The sequence below is a fragment of the Sulfitobacter faviae genome, assembly GCF_029870955.1.
Lineage (GTDB): Bacteria > Pseudomonadota > Alphaproteobacteria > Rhodobacterales > Rhodobacteraceae > Sulfitobacter > Sulfitobacter faviae.
Genome location: NZ_PGFQ01000001.1, coordinates 2109498 through 2127267 on the forward strand (window position 1 = coordinate 2109498; position 17770 = coordinate 2127267).

At 62.0% G+C, this 17770-nt stretch carries 19 protein-coding genes and 2 pseudogenes; 12 read left to right on the forward strand and 9 right to left on the reverse strand.

Translation table 11 applies throughout. The features are described 5' to 3' along the window. Window positions 1-96 precede the first annotated feature (96 nt). From CUR85_RS10930 to CUR85_RS10940, 3 genes are all read left to right on the forward strand, one after another. Entirely contained in the window at window positions 97-510 is a 414-nt protein-coding gene (locus tag CUR85_RS10930) for an Hsp20 family protein (protein WP_067267324.1), read from the forward strand. A 4-nt stretch (window positions 511-514) separates the two neighbouring features. Continuing rightward, a complete protein-coding gene (locus CUR85_RS10935; protein WP_007119022.1) occupies window positions 515-733 on the forward strand; it encodes a DUF1150 family protein in 219 nt (72 codons plus the stop codon). 78 nt (window positions 734-811) lie between these two features. Further along, window positions 812-1690: a PhzF family phenazine biosynthesis protein gene (locus tag CUR85_RS10940; RefSeq protein WP_067267322.1), complete on the forward strand. Its 879-nt coding sequence runs from the start codon at window positions 812-814 to the stop codon at window positions 1688-1690. Window positions 1691-1749: 59 nt separating this feature from the next. Here the strand turns inward: CUR85_RS10940 and CUR85_RS10945 are convergent, their stop codons facing one another. Together CUR85_RS10945 and trxB are read right to left on the reverse strand one after the other, a co-directional pair. After that, the gene (locus CUR85_RS10945; RefSeq protein WP_067267320.1) at window positions 1750-3462 is read right to left on the reverse strand and encodes a bifunctional sulfate adenylyltransferase/adenylylsulfate kinase; all 1713 of its coding nucleotides are present in this window, start codon (window positions 3460-3462) and stop codon (window positions 1750-1752) included. Between the two features lie 193 nt (window positions 3463-3655). Continuing rightward, window positions 3656-4660 carry a thioredoxin-disulfide reductase gene (trxB, locus tag CUR85_RS10950; RefSeq protein ID WP_067267319.1) on the reverse strand — a complete coding sequence of 335 codons (1005 nt, stop codon included), beginning with the start codon at window positions 4658-4660 and terminating at the stop codon, window positions 3656-3658. 215 nt (window positions 4661-4875) lie between these two features. Here trxB and CUR85_RS10955 point away from each other — a divergent pair, with 215 nt between their 5' ends. Then, window positions 4876-5376: an Lrp/AsnC family transcriptional regulator gene (locus CUR85_RS10955; protein WP_067267317.1), complete on the forward strand. Its 501-nt coding sequence runs from the start codon at window positions 4876-4878 to the stop codon at window positions 5374-5376. Window positions 5377-5378: 2 nt separating this feature from the next. On the opposite strand, the gene CUR85_RS10960 is transcribed toward CUR85_RS10955, so the two are convergent. From CUR85_RS10960 to lgt, 5 genes and pseudogenes are all read right to left on the reverse strand, one after another. Continuing rightward, a complete protein-coding gene (locus CUR85_RS10960) occupies window positions 5379-6092 on the reverse strand; it encodes a Hint domain-containing protein (protein WP_067267315.1) in 714 nt (237 codons plus the stop codon). A gap of 271 nt (window positions 6093-6363) precedes the next feature. Next, on the reverse strand, window positions 6364-6507 hold the full coding sequence (locus tag CUR85_RS10965; RefSeq protein WP_169306083.1) for a hypothetical protein: 144 nt from the start codon (window positions 6505-6507) through the stop codon (window positions 6364-6366). 271 nt (window positions 6508-6778) lie between these two features. Further along, window positions 6779-7534: a peptidoglycan editing factor PgeF gene (pgeF, locus tag CUR85_RS10970; RefSeq protein ID WP_067267313.1), complete on the reverse strand. Its 756-nt coding sequence runs from the start codon at window positions 7532-7534 to the stop codon at window positions 6779-6781. Beyond that, window positions 7531-8587, reverse strand: a pseudogene (locus CUR85_RS10975) (class I SAM-dependent methyltransferase). Before CUR85_RS10975 ends, pgeF begins: the two are co-directional and overlap by 4 nt. Continuing rightward, a complete protein-coding gene (gene lgt / locus CUR85_RS10980; RefSeq protein WP_067267310.1) occupies window positions 8584-9468 on the reverse strand; it encodes a prolipoprotein diacylglyceryl transferase in 885 nt (294 codons plus the stop codon). Before lgt ends, CUR85_RS10975 begins: the two are co-directional and overlap by 4 nt. A gap of 93 nt (window positions 9469-9561) precedes the next feature. Here lgt and CUR85_RS10985 point away from each other — a divergent pair, with 93 nt between their 5' ends. The 5 genes and pseudogenes from CUR85_RS10985 to CUR85_RS11005 all read left to right on the forward strand — a co-directional run bounded on the left by CUR85_RS10985 (window position 9562) and on the right by CUR85_RS11005 (window position 12729). Next, window positions 9562-9804, forward strand: coding sequence for an accessory factor UbiK family protein (locus CUR85_RS10985; protein ID WP_067267308.1), 243 nt, complete (start codon window positions 9562-9564; stop codon window positions 9802-9804). A gap of 301 nt (window positions 9805-10105) precedes the next feature. Beyond that, a complete protein-coding gene (locus CUR85_RS10990) occupies window positions 10106-10606 on the forward strand; it encodes a type III secretion system chaperone family protein (RefSeq protein WP_067267306.1) in 501 nt (166 codons plus the stop codon). Between the two features lie 30 nt (window positions 10607-10636). Further along, window positions 10637-11452 carry a pyrroline-5-carboxylate reductase gene (gene proC / locus CUR85_RS10995; protein WP_067267305.1) on the forward strand — a complete coding sequence of 272 codons (816 nt, stop codon included), beginning with the start codon at window positions 10637-10639 and terminating at the stop codon, window positions 11450-11452. Then, window positions 11445-11783: a tRNA-binding protein gene (locus tag CUR85_RS11000; protein ID WP_067267303.1), complete on the forward strand. Its 339-nt coding sequence runs from the start codon at window positions 11445-11447 to the stop codon at window positions 11781-11783. Before proC ends, CUR85_RS11000 begins: the two co-directional genes overlap by 8 nt. Further along, window positions 11780-12729, forward strand: a pseudogene (locus CUR85_RS11005) (2-hydroxyacid dehydrogenase). Before CUR85_RS11000 ends, CUR85_RS11005 begins: the two are co-directional and overlap by 4 nt. Here the strand turns inward: CUR85_RS11005 and CUR85_RS11010 are convergent. Both CUR85_RS11010 and CUR85_RS11015 read right to left on the reverse strand, forming a co-directional pair. Beyond that, window positions 12726-13307 (reverse strand): thymidine kinase, encoded by a 582-nt coding sequence (locus CUR85_RS11010; RefSeq protein WP_067267300.1) that lies wholly within the window; start codon window positions 13305-13307, stop codon window positions 12726-12728. The pseudogene CUR85_RS11005 and the gene CUR85_RS11010 sit on opposite strands and share 4 nt — an antisense overlap. Window positions 13308-13384: 77 nt before the next feature. Beyond that, window positions 13385-14509 carry a beta-ketoacyl-ACP synthase III gene (locus CUR85_RS11015; RefSeq protein ID WP_067267298.1) on the reverse strand — a complete coding sequence of 375 codons (1125 nt, stop codon included), beginning with the start codon at window positions 14507-14509 and terminating at the stop codon, window positions 13385-13387. A gap of 488 nt (window positions 14510-14997) precedes the next feature. On the opposite strand from CUR85_RS11015, the gene CUR85_RS11020 reads away from it, so the two are divergent. Genes CUR85_RS11020 through CUR85_RS11030 form a run of 3 tightly spaced genes read left to right on the forward strand, consistent with a single transcriptional unit; the run spans window position 14998 to window position 17716 of the window. After that, a complete protein-coding gene (locus CUR85_RS11020) occupies window positions 14998-16629 on the forward strand; it encodes a pilus assembly protein TadG-related protein (protein WP_169306082.1) in 1632 nt (543 codons plus the stop codon). Then, window positions 16626-17156: a TadE/TadG family type IV pilus assembly protein gene (locus tag CUR85_RS11025; protein WP_067267295.1), complete on the forward strand. Its 531-nt coding sequence runs from the start codon at window positions 16626-16628 to the stop codon at window positions 17154-17156. The genes CUR85_RS11020 and CUR85_RS11025 overlap by 4 nt, the downstream gene beginning before the upstream one ends. Then, window positions 17153-17716: a TadE/TadG family type IV pilus assembly protein gene (locus CUR85_RS11030; protein ID WP_067267294.1), complete on the forward strand. Its 564-nt coding sequence runs from the start codon at window positions 17153-17155 to the stop codon at window positions 17714-17716. The genes CUR85_RS11025 and CUR85_RS11030 overlap by 4 nt, the downstream gene beginning before the upstream one ends. The last annotated feature ends 54 nt before the right edge of the window (window positions 17717-17770 follow it).

The following is a 17770-nucleotide window of genomic DNA, read 5'->3' on the forward strand; positions in this document are numbered from 1 at the left end:
TTGCGCCCTTGCCCAAGCCCCCCATATTCAATGCAACGGGCTGCCGGTTGCGGGGCCTGTGAAACACTGTCGCTTGACCTGATAAGGACGTGTCGCATGACGAAATTAACGCTTGCCTCTTACCCGCATATGCTCGGGTTTGAACAATTGGAACGGGTGCTCGAACGCAGCGCCAAGGCCGGAAACGAAGGTTATCCGCCGTTCAACATCGAACAAACCTCGGACTACAGCTATCGCATCACGCTGGCGGTGGCGGGTTTTTCGGAACAGGATCTGTCGATAACCGTTGAGGATAGACAGCTCGTGATCCGTGGGCGTCAGTCCGACGATGGCGAAGACCGGGTGTTTCTGCACCGTGGAATCGCCGCGCGTCAATTCCAACGCTCGTTCGTACTGGCCGATGGGGTCGATGTGGGCGAAGCGGTTATGGAGAATGGTCTGCTGCATGTCGACCTGACCCGCGCCAAGCCTGAAACGGTGGTTCAAACCATCAAGATCAAGAAGGGGTAACATCATGCAAGACGCAATCACCCACGGAAACGACCGTATGGTCTATGTCAAAACAATCGCTGTCGCCGATCTGCCGCGCGAGGTGCGCGATCAAGCCGAGGGGCTTGAGCTTCTCTATGCCGTTCATGATGCCGAAGGGCAGCAGCTGGCGCTGGTCGGCGATCAGAAACTCGCCTTCTCATTGGCGCGAGAGCATGACTACCGGCCAGTGATGGTGCATTGACGCCGCCCGGCACGACGATACGCTAAGCCCGATGCAAGGCCGCAGTCCGCTGCGGCCTTTTTTATTGGGAGCGGTCTTATGGATTTCGATTTCGACTGGGTAGACGCCTTTACCGACCAAGTCTTCGGCGGCAATGGCTGCGCCGTGGTGCATGGCGGGGCAGGGCTGCCGGATGAGCTATGCATGGCCTATGTGCGCGAAACATCCCTCGTGGAATGCACCTTTACCGGCCCGTCGGAGGTCGCGGATTTCAGGGTGAAATACTACCTCGCCAGTCGTGAGATACCCTTCGCGGGCCATCCCACCATCGCCACCGTCGCAGCGCTGCGCCATCGCGGGTTGATCGGCGAAGGGCCGCTGCGGTTGGAGACTGGCGCAGGGATCGTCGAGGTCGAGGTGCGCGGCTCCCAAATCGCCATGACCCAGATCGCGCCGGTCTTCGGGGAAGAAGTGCCTGCCGATCTCGTCGCCAAGGTGGGCGGGGTGGCCCCCGAGGATATCATCGCCCCGCCGCAGGTAGTTTCTACCGGGCTGCCGTTCTGTATCACCGTTTTGCGCAGTCGCGCTGCTTTGGAAAGGCTGAAGCTTAACCCCGAGGCGCTCGCGGCCTATAACGCCCATCTGGGGCAGGGCAGCGATATGATGGAGCCCTTCTGGGTCACCCTCGAAGGCGCGGCCGCTGCGGGCAATACCTATGCGCGGCTGCTGCTGGCCCCGCCCAGCCCCGCCGAAGACCCTTTCACCGGTTCGGCGACGGGTGCCATGGCGGCCTATCTCTGGGCGCGTGGATTGTTCGAGAGCCCGAATTTCGTGGCCGAACAAGGTCACCTCATGGGCCGCCCCGGACGGGCGGAGGTCGAAGTACTCGGCCCGCGCAATGCGATCACCGGTGTCCGCGTGGCGGGGCAGGGGCGTGTGGTGATGTCGGGCCAAGTCTTCATGCCCGAGGTGGCCTGACCCCAAACGCAAAACGCAGCCCCGAGGGGCTGCGTTGTTCTTGGCAGAGACTGATCGGCTTACCCCGCGATCAGCCCCATGTTTTCGAGCTTCAGCAACACCTGATGCGCGCAGTTGTCGACCTCGACATTCTCGGTCTCCAGCACCAGTTCGGCGTTCTGCGGCACATCGTAGGGGTCGGAAATACCGGTGAACTCCTTGATCTTGCCCTCCCGCGCCAGCTTGTAGAGCCCTTTGCGGTCACGGCGTTCGCATTCCTCGATGGAGGTTGCGACATGCACCTCGACGAAGGCACCGAAGTTTTCCACATCCTCGCGCACCGCACGGCGGGTGGCGGCATAGGGCGCAATCGGTGCGCAGATGGCGATGCCGCCGTTCTTGGTGATCTCAGAGGCGACATAGCCGATGCGGCGGATGTTCAGGTCGCGGTGCTCTTTCGAGAAGCCCAACTCAGAACTGAGGTTTTTCCGCACGATGTCACCATCGAGCAGCGTCACCGGGCGGCCGCCCATCTCCATCAGCTTGACCATCAGTGCGTTGGCGATGGTGGATTTGCCCGAACCGGAGAAGCCGGTGAAAAAGACGGTGAACCCCTGCTTCGAGCGCGGCGGGGAGGTGCGGCGCAACTCCTTGACGACCTCGGGGAAGGAGAACCACTCAGGGATCTCCAGCCCTTCGCGCAGGCGGCGGCGCAGCTCGGTGCCCGAGATGTTCAGGATGGTGACGCTGTCTTTGTCCTCGATCTCATCCATGGCCTCATATTGCGCGCGTTCCTGCACCCAGACCATATGTTTGAAATCGACCATCTCGATGCCCATCTCCTCCTGATGCGCGCGGAACAATTCCTGCGCGTCATAGGGGCCATAGAAATCCTCCCCGGCGGAGTTCTTGCCGGGGCCAGCGTGGTCGCGGCCAACGATGAAATGGGTGCAGCCGTGGTTCTTGCGAATGAGCCCGTGCCAGACGGCCTCGCGCGGGCCAGCCATGCGCATGGCGAGGTTCAAGAGCGACATGGAGGTGGTAGCGGCAGGGTACTTGTCGAGCACCGCCTCATAGCAGCGCACGCGGGTGAAGTGATCCACGTCGCCGGGTTTGGTCATGCCGACAACGGGGTGGATCAGCAGGTTGGCCTGCGCCTCGCGGGCGGCGCGGAAGGTCAGCTCCTGATGCGCGCGGTGCAGCGGGTTGCGGGTCTGGAAGGCGACGACACGGCGCCAGCCCAGCTTGCGGAAATAGGCGCGCAGCTCGTTCGGCGTGTCGCGGCGGCCGCGGAAATCGTAGTGCACCGGCTGCTGGATGCCGGTCACCGGCCCGCCAAGGTAGATCTTGCCGGCCTGATTGTGCAGGTAGTTCACCGCCGGATGGGCGTCGTCATCGGCGCCGAAGACCTTCTCGGCTTCGCGTGCCTTGTTCGGGGTCCAGCGGTCGGTCACCGTCATGGTGGCGAGGATCACGCCTTCTTGGTCGCGCAGGGCGATGTCCTGGCCCAGTTCGAGCTTCTCGGCGAATTCCTCGCTTACGTCGAGGTTGATCGGCATCGGCCAAAGCGTGCCATCGGCCAGCCGCATGTTCTCGACCACGCTGTCGTAGTCCTCTTCGCCCAAGAACCCTTTCAGCGGGTTGAAGCCGCCGTTCATCAAGAGTTCCAGATCGCAGATCTGGCGCGGGGTGAGGTCGAGGCTCACCAGATTGCCCGCCTCCACCTTCAGCTTTTGCGACGACTCGTAAGAGACGTAGAGTTCGGGGATCGGCGTGAGGTTGCTGGGCATCATGACTATCACTTTTCTTCAGGGAACAGGCGGCTTCGGTCCCGGCTGCCATAGCTGCAAAAGATGTGAAAAGTCTATAGAACTAAGGGGTGTCACCCCGTTAAAGGCCGAAATCCCATGATCCGAGGGTAGCCTGCAATTCGGGTGCTGAGGGGCGGCGGAAACCAGAATTATCTCCGCCGCGCCTTCGTCTGACTTAAACGTCTTCCTTCACCTCGGCCCCGTAGCCCAGCGGGAGGGAGGTATCTTTGCCCTCGTCATCGCCCACTTCGGCAAGGAAGCGCTCGGCCTCAAGTGCGGCCATGCAACCCATGCCGGCGCTGGTGACCGCTTGGCGGTACTTGTGGTCGGTCAGGTCACCGGCGGCAAAGACACCGGGGATCGAGGTCTCGGTGCTGTCGGGCTTGGTCACGACATAGCCGCCCATGTGGGTTTCCAGCGTATCTTTGACCAACTCGTTGGCAGGCGCATGGCCGATGGCGACAAAGACGCCCTTGGCGGGAATGTCGGTGATCTCGCCGGTTTCGGTGTGTTTGACCTTCACGCCTTCGACGCCGAGCGGGTTGTCGGTGCCGTAGACCTCATGCAACTCATGGAACCACAGCGGCTCGATCTTGGGGTTTTTCATCAGCCGGTCGATCAGGATCTTCTCGGCGCGCAGCTCATCGCGGCGGTGGATCAGCGTGACCTTGGAGGCGAAGTTGGTGAGGAACAGCGCCTCTTCCACGGCGGTGTTGCCGCCGCCAATGACCACGATCTCCTGACCGCGGTAGAAGAACCCATCGCAGGTAGCGCAGGCCGAGACGCCGAAGCCCTTGAACTTCTCTTCGCTCTCCAGCCCCAGCCATTTCGCGCGGGCGCCGGTGGCGAGGATCACGGAATCTGCGACGTAAGTCGTGCCGCTGTCGCCCTTGGCATGGAACGGACGGCTGGACAGATCAAGATCGGTAATGATGTCGCCGATGATTTCAGTCCCCATGGCCTTGGCATGGTCCTGCATACGGATCATCAGGTCGGGGCCCTGAACCTCGCTGTCGCCGGGCCAGTTCTCAACCTCGGTGGTGGTGGTCAGCTGGCCGCCCGGCTCGATCCCCTGCACGAGGATCGGCTCCAGCATGGCGCGGCTTGCGTAGACCCCGGCGGTATAGCCCGCAGGGCCGGAGCCGATGATCAGTACCTTGGTTTTACGTGTCTCGGCCATCTGGCGCCCCCGGGCTGTCATTGATATTGCCCGCCTCATATAGCGATAGCCGCGAAGCCGTTAAACCCCTGCCGTCACCGCCCCGTCATTACGCTTGCGTGAACAGACGGGCGGCTGGCCTCAAGGGCCGTGATAAAGAATATTGCGCTTGTGTGAAACTTTATTGCGCGCACCACGCAGGCTGCTATAAGAATCGAAAATTCACTGAGGATGTTATGGCGGGTACACGACTTGATCCGATAGACCGGATGATCTTGGCCGAGTTGCAATCTGATGGCCGGATGACGAATGTCGAACTGGCCAAACGCGTCGGGATCTCTGCACCGCCCTGTTTGCGCCGCGTGCGCACCTTGGAAGAGCAGGGCTATATCAAAGGCTATCATGCGGATGTCGATGCGCGTGAACTGGGTTTTGAGGTGCAGGTCTTCGCAATGGTCGGGCTGGCCAGTCAGGCCGAGGCTGATCTGAGCGCGTTTGAAGAGAAATGCCGTGGTTGGCCGCTGGTGCGCGAGTGCCATATGCTCAACGGGGAAGTCGATTTCATCCTGAAATGCGTGGCACCGGATTTGTCGAGCTTTCAAAGCTTCCTGACCGGGCAATTGCTGACCACGCCCAATGTGGAAAGCGTGAAGACCAGCCTCGTGATCCGCGGGGCCAAGGATGAGCCCGGCGTGCCCTTCGACGTGTTGGAAGCGCGGCTGTCGACCGCGCCTTGAGTTCAGCTGTCGGCGCGGTCTTCTGCCGCTTCAGGCGCGCGGGGATGGGCGAGGGGGCCGAAATCCCGCCCATGCGCGATCTGCGGAAACATGGATAGAAAGCGATCCCGCAGGTCGGGTGCCACCTCGCGCAGCGCTTGAACGCCGGGATGAAAGGTCTCCATCTCTAGCCCGCCTGCCTTGATCACCGCATGGCGCGACAGGCAGATGTGAAACAGGCGCACCGGGGTTGGCGGGGTGACCTCGATCACATTAACCCCATCCACGAATTCGCGCAGCGGGGTGAGCAGGCGGCTGCCCTCCGCCGCGGCCCGCAGGTGGGGCGGCGTCTGGAGCACCCGCGCGGCGGGGCCGAGAGTGAGGAACGAAATGGGGCGCCCCTCGCCGAAACTGTCGGGCATGATGCGGATGAGGGGCAGCCGCCCACTGTCCGCTGGGATGAAACGGCTCGACCCGATCCAGATCAACTGCGCCGGACCTCCGGCACTCGTGTGGATCATGTCGCCGGGCTGGAGATCTTCGATGGCAATGTCGCCCTGCACCGTTTGGATCGGCGTCCCGTGAGCGAAGGCCGCGAAAGCGGCTTCGAAAAGCGGCGCGGCGGGGGCGGTGTCTTGGCCGATATAGAGCGACCCATCGGCGCGGAGCGCGGCGACTTCATAGCTGCGCATCGGCGCGGGCGGCGGGCCTTCGGCTTTGGTGGCGGTGTCAGTCATGCAAAACCCCTTGTCGGCCCGGCTCAGCGGTGCCGTGGGCGGCATGCACCGGCGCGGGCTGACGGATACTGCGCCATGTTCTGCGGGATTTGTCAAAATATCCGGCCTGAGTGCTGCGCTTTGCGCGCCAATCTAGGCGGAATGCGGGGGCTGTTTCCGGGCCGGGTGCGTGATCGCCATATTCGCATGAAAACGCCCCTCGCAACGAATCAACGTCACGAGGGGCGGTCTGCTATACCGGGCGCGTGGCACCGGTACCGGGGGAAACTTTTCAGGCGGTCTTGCGCACCGGGGCGTTGCCGGAGCGTTTGGCGATGAAAGCGGCGCGGCGCGCACCGCGGGCCCATGGCATGACGGTGTCGGTCTTGGCCGCTGTCTCGACAACGGATTTGATGAAGCGCGGGTTCTTTTTCATGGCTCTGTTCCTCTTCGGGTCACGCGGGCATCGTTGCATCCACTATCGCAGTGCAATCGGGCCGGTTTTTGACCGAGGGCGAGAAACTTGTGGGAATTTGGCGGCTTCAAAGGGCAGTTTTGGGCGCCTTTGCCATACTTCGAAAAGTGTTAAGTTTCGGTGGTTTGCAGGGGGCGCTGGAAACAATGGCGCCGCAAGGGGCTGATTATGCCAAATTTCGCGACAGCAATGCGGCGCGAAACGGGCAGGCCTTGCCGCAATCTCGCCCCGTTCAGAGGGTGATCGCCGAGAGCAAGCGGCCATAGTCCGCTTCCTTGGCGTGGGTCGTGCGCCGGTAGGAATAGAATCGCGAGGCATCGGCGTAGGTGCAATGCCGCGTCCATTCCGCATGGCCCACGCCTGCCGCGCGCAGCCGGTTGAGACCAAAGCCGGGCAGGTCGAAATGCAGGCGGTCGCCTTCGCCTTGGGCAAAGTAGCGGGCAAACTCGGGGTCGGCATTCATGAAGTTGTCCAGAAACTCCGGCCCGACCTCATAGGCGCGCTGGCTGATGGAGGGGCCGATCACCGCGGTGATCTTTTCGCGGGTGGCGCCGAGATCGACCATCGCGTCGACCGTCGCCTCGAGTATCCCGTCAAGCGCGCCGCGCCAGCCTGCATGGGCCGCGCCCACCACACCGGCTTGTGCATCGGCGAAGAGCACAGGCTGACAGTCAGCGGTCAGGATCGACAGGGCGATGCCGGGGGTTTTGGTGACCAAGGCATCGGCGCGGGGCTTGTCGTCCTGCGGCTCCGTCACTGTGACGACAGTGGCGGAATGCACCTGATGTACGCCGACAAGATGGTCGGCAGGCAGGCCCATCGCCTCGGCGGCGCGGGCGCGGTTGATGCGCACGATCTCGGACTGGTCCGAGCTGCCGCTGCCGCAGTTCAGCCCGGAAAACACCCCCGATGACGCGCCGCCACGGCGGGTGAAAAACCCGTGCCGCAAAGGCGCAAGCGCATCGGATGTCAGAATTTCGAGCGTCATACTTCTGTCCCCGGGGGCGGCGTCTGACCTTTTTGGTAGAGCCCCATCACTTTGAACAGGTTTCCCATTTCCGCCGGGTGCGTCAACCGTCGATGTGCGGCAATATGGTTGCTGAGCGCGTCGCCGGTCAGCGCCTCGGCCAGTTTCTGCGCGCGGGGGTGATGCCCAACCGCTCCAGAAAAACGCCTTGGGTGACCACGCGGCTATGGGGCAGGGGCAGGCGCGGGCCAGCGCCTCAAAATCGACATGGGCGGTCAGGTCGGCCTGCCCGGGATTGGCGAGGGGATCGGCGGGGCTGTGGTTCTCCAGCGCTTGCAGCGTGTCGCCCAAGGCGCGCCAATCGCCATAGTCGATAATCAGCCCCGCCCCGCCATGGGCGGCGATGCGTTTGCCGATCTCTTGCATGATCTCCGCCGCCGGGGCGCAAAGCTCAACAAGGTCGCCGTCCTTCGTATCTTCCAGCCGATGGGCAAGGGCGGGCTGTGGGGTCACGGGGCCGAGGCCAAAGGTCAGCGCCCCCTCTGCCGCGCCCACCCGGCGCTCGGCCCAGCCTGCGCCTTGGCGGATGAACTGCCGGATTGGCAGGGCATCGAAAAACTCATTGGCGACGAGGAACAGCGGCGCATCTGGCAGGTCAGCGGCACTTTCGGCCCAAGTGACCTCGGCCCCTCGCAACGTCTCGCGCTGCACCTCGCGTAAAGAAAGAGAGGCTTCGACCAGCGTGACCTGTGCCGCCGCCTGAAACCCCGGCACCCGCGCCGTGGCGCGCAGAATATCGGCCATCAATGTCCCCCGGCCCGGCCCAAGCTCGGCCAGTGTGAAGGGGGAGGGCGCGCCCTGATCCAGCCAGCTTTGCGCCAGCGAGAGGCCGATCAACTCGCCAAACATCTGGCTGATCTCGGGGGCGGTGATGAAATCCCCCTCCGGGCCGAAAGGCGCGCGGGTGGTGTAGTACCCCCAGTCGGGATGCAGCAGGCAGGACTGCATATAAGCGTCCAGCCGCATCGGCCCTTCCAGCGCGATCCGTGTGAGCAGATGGTCCTTCAGGCTCATGCCTGCCGCCGCGCTCGGATGATGAGGAAGACGCCCACGGCAATCATCGGCAGCGATAGGATTTGCCCCATGGTCAGCCCCCAGCCGCCGATATGCCACGCCAGCCCCAGCGGGTTGCCGGGGGTGACGAATTGCGCGTCGGGTTGGCGCAGGAATTCCACCGCGAACCGCGCCGCGCCATAGCCTGCAAGGAAAGTGCCGCCGATCAGCCCCGGCATTTTAAGCGCGCCGCGTTTCCACGCCATCCAGATCAACACGCCGCCCAAGAGCAGCCCCTCCAGCAGCGCCTCATAAAGCTGCGAGGGGTGGCGCGCGCAGATGCCCGCCACATCGGGGCAGAACTGCGCCGCCTCACCGGGGAAGGCCACGCCCCAAGGCAGATCGGTCGGGCGGCCCCAAAGCTCGGCATTGATGAAATTCGCCAGCCGCCCCAGAAACAGCCCCGGCGCCAGCCCCAGACAGACCATATCCCCGGTCGAAATCACCGGGATCCGGTGCCGCCATGTGTAGAAAAGCCCCGCCAGAATGACCCCAAGCGCCCCGCCATGGAAGGACATGCCGCCCTCCCAAAGCTGCAAGATCGCCGCGGGGTTCGACAGGTAATAGGCCGGTTGGTAAAACAGCACATAGCCCATGCGTCCGCCAAGGATCACGCCCAGAATGACCCAAAAGAGCAGGTCCTCGACCTGACCGGGCTTCATGACTGGCGTGTCGTTCTTCCACAGATGGGGGCGTTTGACCGCCGCAGTGGCAATGCGCCAGCCCAGCAGGATGCCCACGATATAGGCCAGCGCATACCAGCGCAGCGCGAAGGTGGAACCAAACAGGGTCACCGAAAAGATTTCCGGCGCGATATCGGGGAAGGGGAGCATGGCTATCATGCTGCTGATTGAGCAAGGCCGCGCGGGAAGTCAACCTTGCGAGCAAGGGCGTCGCGCCCCATATAGAGGCTAACAAACCTCCGGAGGCCAGACATGCAGACCCGCAATAAGTTTTTCGACGATGTTTCACAGATGATGACAAACGCGATGGGCGTCGCCCAAGGCGCCAAGGACGAGGCCGAGACCGCCTTCAAGGGCATGCTCGACCGTTGGCTCGCCGATCGTGATTTCGTCACCCGTGAGGAGTTCGACGCGGTGCGCGCCATGGCGCAGAAGGCCCGCGAAGAGAACGAAGCGCTGAAAGCGCGGCTCGACAAGCTCGAAGCCAAGGACTGAACCCGATAGAATTCGATCAGCCGCCCCGGTCTGGGGTGGCGATCCCCCGCGTGGAAAGGGGCCGCTTGCGGCCCCTCGCGCCCTCTCCCTCCAATTTATAGACGTTTCCCGCGATTTACCCACAAGTTATTGCGGTTATCCCCTATCAATTGTGGTTATCCCCAAGAAAAAACTTGCCAGACTGTTCCGCTGCAAGCACCATATCTTGTATAGGTGATGTGAACCTACACGCCTATTTGTGCAGGCTTCCATGCATGGTGGGCCAAGTCCCGCCCCGTGGAACAGATTGAGAGGTGGCGAAATGGCCCTGTCCGAGCATTACCTTGAAGAAGAAATCCACCCCATTGATATCGTTGAAAATCTCGCGGCCCATCACGATTGGGAATTCGACCGCGTGGCAGATGACCAGATCGCCATGGCGGTCGAGGGGCAGTGGCGGACCTATTCCATCACGCTGGCATGGTCAGCTTATGACGAAACGCTGCGCCTGATCTGCACCTTCGAGATGGAGCCTCCGGCTGAAAAACTGCCGAAGCTTTACGAATTGTTAAACCTCGTCAACGATCAATGCTGGGCGGGGGCCTTCAGCTTCTGGGCCGATCAGCAGTTGATGGTCTACCGCTACGGGCTGGTTTTGGCTGGCGGACAGGTCGCGGGGCCAGAGCAGATCGACACGATGATCGGTGCCGCCGTCATGAGCGCGGAACGCTACTATCCCGCGCTGCAATTGCTCGTCTGGGGCGATCAATCCCCCAAGGCCGCGATGGACGTCGCCATTGCAGAGGCTTACGGCCGGGCGTAACAAAGTCCCCGAACAACTTCGGGGGATAGGATGAAAGACGGGAGAGTGGCACGCGACGGTCTGGTTTTGCTGGGCTGTGGCAAAATGGGATCGGCCATGTTAGAAGGCTGGCTGGCGCAGGGGCTGCCGGCAAGCGCGGTTTGGGTCGTGGACCCGAAACCCTCCGATTGGCTGCAAGGCACCGGCGTAAACCTGAACGCCGACCTGCCTGCCGCGCCAGCGGTGGTGCTGGTGGCGGTCAAACCGCAGATGATGGCGGACGCGCTGCCGACGCTTCAGGCGATGGGCAATGGTGAGACGCTGTTCGTCAGCGTCGCGGCGGGCACGACCATCGGCTATTTCGAAAGCGTCCTCGGCGGCGACACGCCCATTGTGCGGGCCATGCCTAACACGCCTGCTGCCATCTCCAAAGGGATCACCGCCATCGTCGGCAATGCCAAGGCGGGCAGCCGGTCTTTGGATGAAGCCGAAACGCTGCTGAGCGCGGTGGGCGCGGTCGTCCGCCTGACCGAAGAGGCGCAGATCGACGCGGTTACTGGGGTCAGCGGCTCGGGCCCGGCCTATGTCTTTCACATGATCGAATGCATGGCCGCCGCCGGTGTGGCCCAAGGCCTGCCCGAGGAATTGGCGATGCAATTGGCCAAGGCGACGGTCGCCGGGGCAGGGGCGCTGGCGATGCAGGCTGAAGAGGATCCGGCGCAGTTGCGCGTCAACGTCACCAGCCCCAATGGCACGACCCAAGCGGCGCTTGAGGTTTTGATGGACAAGGCCGAAGGCTTCCCGCCCCTTCTCAAGCGCGCGGTCGCCGCCGCGGCGGACAGATCGCGGGAGCTGGCCAATGGCTGAGATCACTTTCGACGATTTCCTCAAGGTCGATATTCGCGTCGGCACCGTGACCCGGGCCGAAGCCTTTCCGGAAGCACGCAAACCGGCGATCAAACTCTGGGTAGATTTTGGCGAGGAGATCGGCGAGCGTAAGACCTCGGCCCAGATCACCGCGCATTATACGCCGGAGACGCTGGTGGGGCGGCAGGTCGTGGCCGTGGTTAATTTCCCCGTCCGTCAGATCGGGCCTTTCATGTCCGAGGTGCTGGTGCTCGGCCTGCCCGACAAGGACGGAGAGATCGTGCTTTTGTCGCCCGATCAAAAAGTGCCCGAAGGAGGGCGGATGCATTGAAAAAGATATTGATTGCCAGACCTTTACCCAAAGATGTCACCGAGGCGTTGAAGGGCTGCGAAGTGACGGTGCGCGAGGAAACCGCGCCGCTTTCGGGCGAAGAAATGCGCGCGGCGCTGCGCGACTATGACGGGGTGATGCCGACCCTGGGGGACGCCTTCTCGGCCGAGGTTTTCGCCGATGTGCCCGAGCCGCGCTGCAAGATCCTCGCCAATTTCGGCGTCGGTTATAACCACATCGACGCGGCAGCGGCGCGCGCGGCGGGGTGGAGGTGACCAACACCCCCGGCGCCGTCACCGATGCCACGGCGGATGTCGCCATGACGCTCATGCTGATGTCCGCCCGCCGCGCTGCCGAAGGGGAGCGGCTGGTCCGCTCCGGCGCATGGGCCGGTTGGCACCCGACGCAGATGTTGGGGCTGCATTTGACCGGCAAACGGGTCGGCATCGTTGGCATGGGCCGGATCGGGCAGGCCATCGCGCGGCGCTGCCACTATGGGTTTGAAATGCAGGTCAGCTATTTCAACCGCAGTGAGAAAGACCTCGATTTTCCCGCCACCCGTGTCGAAAGCCTGACCGCGCTGGCTGAAGCCGTGGATGTGCTTGTCATCGCTGTGCCCGGCGGCGGCGAGACGCGGCATTTGATCGATGAAACCGTACTCCGCGCGATGCAGCCCCATGCCCATCTGATTAACATCGCCCGCGGCGATGTGGTGCAGGAGGCCGCCTTGATCGAAGCCCTGCAAGCGGGGCGCATCGGCGGTGCGGGGCTGGATGTCTATGAGTTCGAGCCCAAGGTGCCGCAGGCGCTGCGTGATCTCGACAATGTTGTGCTGTTGCCGCATCTCGGCACCGCGGCGCATGAGGTCCGTGTCGATATGGGGCTGATGGCCGTGGCCAATCTACAAGCCTTCATCGACGGAGAGGCCCCGCCAAACCGGGTTTAACCGTCGCCCACGGCGGCGCGCCAGTGTTTGCGGCAGAGCGAGACATAGGTCTCGTTCCCGCCGATCTGCACCTGCGCGCCGTCCCGCATCGCTTGCCCTTCGGCGTCGCGGCGCACGACCATCGTGGCCTTCTTGCCGCAATGGCAAATGGTGCGCACTTCGCGCATCTCATCGGCGAGCGCCAGCAGGGTGGCGGAGCCGGGGAAAAGCTCACCCCGGAAATCGACGCGAAGGCCAAAACACATGATCGGCACGCCCAGATCATCCACCGCACGGGCCAGTTGCCAGACCTGCTCAACCTCTAGAAACTGCGCCTCATCGACAAAGATACAGGCGCAGGGGCCTTGCTCCAACCGGGCTTCGATCTTGGCCAAAAGGTCTTCGCCCGGGGCGAAAGTATCGGCCTCTTGCCCGATGCCGATGCGGGAGGCGATGCGCCCTTCGCCCGCGCGGTTGTCGAACTGCGCGGTGAGCAAAAAGGGCACCATGCCGCGTTCCACATAGTTATGCGCCGCTTGAAGCAGCACTGTGGATTTACCGGCGTTCATGGTGGAGTAATTGAAGTAAAGCTTTGCCATGGGCAGGGTGTTACGCCGCCCATGACAGCGGATCAAGATGCAAACCCCGTCCTCATCTTAGGGCCGGGTACGGCGCGTCAGCCGCGCTTTTTGACGATGACGGAGCCGACGGAATAACCCGCCCCGAAGGAGCAGATCAGCCCGGTGTCGCCGTCTTCCAGATCGTCGGAGTTCTTGGCGAAAGCGATGATCGACCCGGCGGAGGAGGTGTTGGCGTAGTCTTGCAGAATGTTGGGCTGTTCGCCCGGCTCAGGCTCGCGCCCCAGCACTTTGCGCCCGATGAAATCGTTCATCGACTTATTCGCCTGATGCAGCCAGATGCGCTTGAGATCGGCGGATTCCAACCCGTTGTCGGACATATGCCCACCGATATGGTCGGCCACCATGGGTAACACTTCCTTAAACACTTTGCGCCCATTCTGCATGAACTGCATATCGCGCCGGTCGCTCAGCCCATCGGGGCGGGAGCGGCGGAGGAAGCCGTTGTTGTTGCGGATGTTGTTGGAATATTCGGTCGCGCAGCGGGTCGAGATGACGTCGAAACAGGGGCCGTCGACATCTTCGGCCCGTTCCAGCAGCGTGGCGGTGGCCACGTCACCAAAGATGAAGTGGCAATCGCGATCACGCCATTCGAGGTGGGCGGAGCAAATCTCGGGGTTCACCACGAGGGCGGAGCGGATGGAGCCGGAGCGGATCATATCCGCCGCCGCCTGAATGCCGAAAGTGGCCGAAGAACAGGCGACGTTCATGTCGAAGGCGAAGCCCTTCACGCCGAGAAGTTCCTGAATCTCGATGGCCACGGCGGGATAGGCACGCTCTAAGTTCGAAGCGGCGCAGATCACCGCGTCCACATCCTCGGCACTCTTTCCAGCGGCGGCGAGCGCCTTTTGCGCGGCATCAATGGCCATTTCGGCCATGAGGGAAGGTTCCTCATCCGCGCGCTGGCGCAGCAGGGGGTGCATCACATTGGGGTCCAGCACGCCGGATTTATCCATGACATAGCGCTGTTCGATGCCGCTGGCTTTGACGATGAACTCTTCCGAGGAATGCGCCTTGGCCTCTAGGGTGCCCGCTTCAATCGCCTCGGCATTTTCGGCGTTGTAGAGGTCGGCATAGGCGTTGAAGGCTTCGACCAGTTCGGCGTTGGTGATGGTTTGCTGCGGCGTGAAAACGCCCGTACCGGTGATGGCGGCTTGATACATCGGTGTGATCCCTTTCTCTCCAACGGCATGGCTGGTCTGATAAAGCTGAGCAGCCCCGGGCGAATTGCAAGGGCCGTTGTCATGTCGGTGCACTTTGCTGCAGGGGGCAGCAAGGTGCAGGTTCCATACTTTAGCGAAACCGCACAGGACTTGCCACGGCTTTGACGGGGCAGACGTGTGAATGCCGCTACAGTTGCGAATTTTGATCGCCCCGGCCCCCGCGCGCTGGCTTGACTATGCAACCGTAACCGCGCAGTGATCGAGCATTAGCAATCATTAATTGAACGAGAACAGTCAGGGTTTTTTGGAGGCAGCGGCCCCTCCGGCGCGTGATTTACAGGTCCACCACCCGCGGATGCCGCAGCCTAAAGCACAGAATTTGCTTACGGATTCAACCTCCGAAAAAGAGAGGTGTCATGAGGCGCAGTATTATCAGTCGAATGCTTTGCAAGCGGGCAAAGCGTTTTCGCAAGGACGAGGGCGGCGGCATGCTGGTCCTCATGTTGGTCGTGTTTTTCGGGATCACGATCTTTGGCGGGCTGGCCGTGGACCTGGCGAACCACGAGCGGACGCGGACCACCTTTCAGACCCATCTCGACAATGCCGTGCTCGCCGCGGCGAGCCTGTCGCAAGACCTCGACCCTGAAGAGGTCGTGCGCAGCTACCTGACCTCCGCGGGGCTCGATCCTTCCGAGGTGGTGATCGACTCGAGCGAAGAAAAGATCGGCGGCATTCTGGTGGGGCGCACCGTCGAAGCCTCGCTTCCCGCCGGGCTGAACACTTATTTCTTCCGGTTTTTCGACATCGATTCACTCGGGATGACGATCAGCTCTGAGGCGACCGAACGGGTCGAGGATATCGAGATTTCTCTGGTGTTGGATGTGTCGGGGTCGATGGGGGAGAGGACCAGCGACCGCAGCGGGATCAAGCTGACCCTGCTGAAGAATGCGGCCATCGACTTTGTCGATACGATCCTAAGCGATACCGAAGAGGGACGCGTATCGATTTCGATCATTCCCTATTCGACCAAGGTAAATGCGGGAGAAGCTCTGCTGGGCCAATATTCGACAACCACCGAACATAGCTATTCCCACTGCGTGGATTTCGATGGGAATGACTATGGTTCCTTGGCGATCGACCCCCAACAACAGATGCAACGGACAGGGCACTTCCAGTTCCAGAGCATGTCGAGTTCCAATCAGGAAAGGGGCCAATGGGTTTGCCGTAAAGACGCAGGCTTTGAAATTACTCCTTTGTCAGACTCGGTCGCGGCGCTGAGATCGCAAATCCTCGCCTTGACCGCCGAAGGGTCGACGTCGATCGACGTTGGTGCGAAGTGGGGGCTGGCCTTGCTCGACCCATCCGCACAGGGGCCGGTGAGCGGCTTGATCGACGTCGGTCTGGTCCCGCAGGAGTTTCAAGGCCGTCCGCACCCACACGGGGCTGATAACAGCATGAAGGTTCTGGTGCTGATGACGGATGGTGAGAACTTTCCGGAATACCGTCTTGAGCCTGAGTATGCTTCCGGCGAGTCGGATGTGATCCGCACCGACTACGGGTCGGTGGTGTTCTATACAGTGGATTCTGCTGAACGCTCCAACGAATACGACGGGGATAATTCCTATCCTGAGGACTACTTTTATGCGACCCACCCTTGGGGCTCTGATCGTAGGTGGGATGATTACACGCTGCTCAACCACCCCAGTCTACGGGACTATAGGGATCAAGGGCAGGAAGAACGGCTCGACTGGCCCGAGGTTTGGGCCGAGATGTCCCCTTATTACTACGGCTATAACCTCTATGGCCGGCGGCGGACGACGAGCTGGTGGGGCGGATCGCAGACTTGGAGTTCGCGCGCGAATAGTTTTTGGAACAACATGCACGACACCATCAGCGCGAACGAGAAAGACCGCCGCCTGCGCCAAATCTGCGGCGTCGCGAACACCGCTGGCGTCGTCGTCTATTCCATCGGCATGGATGTCGACAGCACCAACTCCCTCAGCCTTTTGAAAGACTGCGCCTCTTCCGAGGCCCATTACTTCGACGTTCAGGGTCTGGAGATCCAAACCGCCTTCGACATGATCGCGGCGTCCATCTCTATGTTGAGGCTGACCAAATGATCCGCTTCGTCAAAGACCGCTTTCGCCGGTCCGAGGCGGGCGGGGTCACCATCGAGTTCGTCATCCTTTTGCCGCTCGTCTTTTACTTCTTCTTCCTCGCGCTTGAGACGGGCCTGTGGAGCGCGCGTGAGATCATGTTGCGGCGGGCCACGAATTTGGCCGTGCGGGACGTGCGGTTGGCCACCGGTTCCGTGCCAGGCTATGACGCGATGAAGGCGCTGATTTGTGAGCGGTCGGTTTTCGATGCGGGCTGCATCGAGAATATCCGGATCGAAATGCGGGCCATGCCGATTGCCGACTGGGCTGATCTGAGCGGGGCTGCCCCCTGTGTCGACCGGGATGAGGATTTCGACCCCGCAAATGGCTTTCTACCCGGCCAGCAGAACAATCTGATGATGATGCGGGTCTGCCGCCTGTTCGATCCGCTTTTGCCGGGGACAGGCTTGGGCCGGAAATTGCCCGAAGGGTCGGATGGCACATATGGCGTGCGGGTCACCACCGCTTTCGTGACGGAGCCGCGCGGATGAGGGGGATCGTATTCAAAGGTTTCGTCCGGTCGGAAGAGGGCAGCCAGACGATTGCCTTTCTGGTTCTGCTGCCGTTGTTGGTCTGGTCGATCATGGCGATGCTGACCTTTACCGATGCCTTTCGGGTGCGCGGGATGGCGACCGATGCCACCGCCGTCATCGCCGACAGCCTGTCGCGGCAGACGACGCCGATCAACGCCGCTGATCTCTTGGGCCTGCAGTCGGTCGCGGAGCAGCTCACCGGTTACGAAGTCTCTCTTCGCGTCACGCAGGTGCGGTGCATTCTGAATTGCGACAGTCTGACCCGCCGGATTTTGGCGGTGGATTTCTCGCAAGGCATCGGACTGGACAGCCTGCTCGATCTCGACTTTATCGCGGGGCTTTCGCGCGAGCGGGTGCCGCTGATGGCCAATGGTGACCGTCTGGTGTTGGTGGAGACTTCTTTCATGCACGAGCCGATTGCGCAGATCGGCTTGGAGGGCACGGAGGTCAACGTCTCGCATGCCACGCGGATGCGTTTCGCGCCTCAGCTTTGCTGGATCCGCTGCATCATCAGCTAGGCGGGCGCCGATGCCCAAATGCGAAAGGGGCCGCCCGATGGGCAGCCCCTTTTT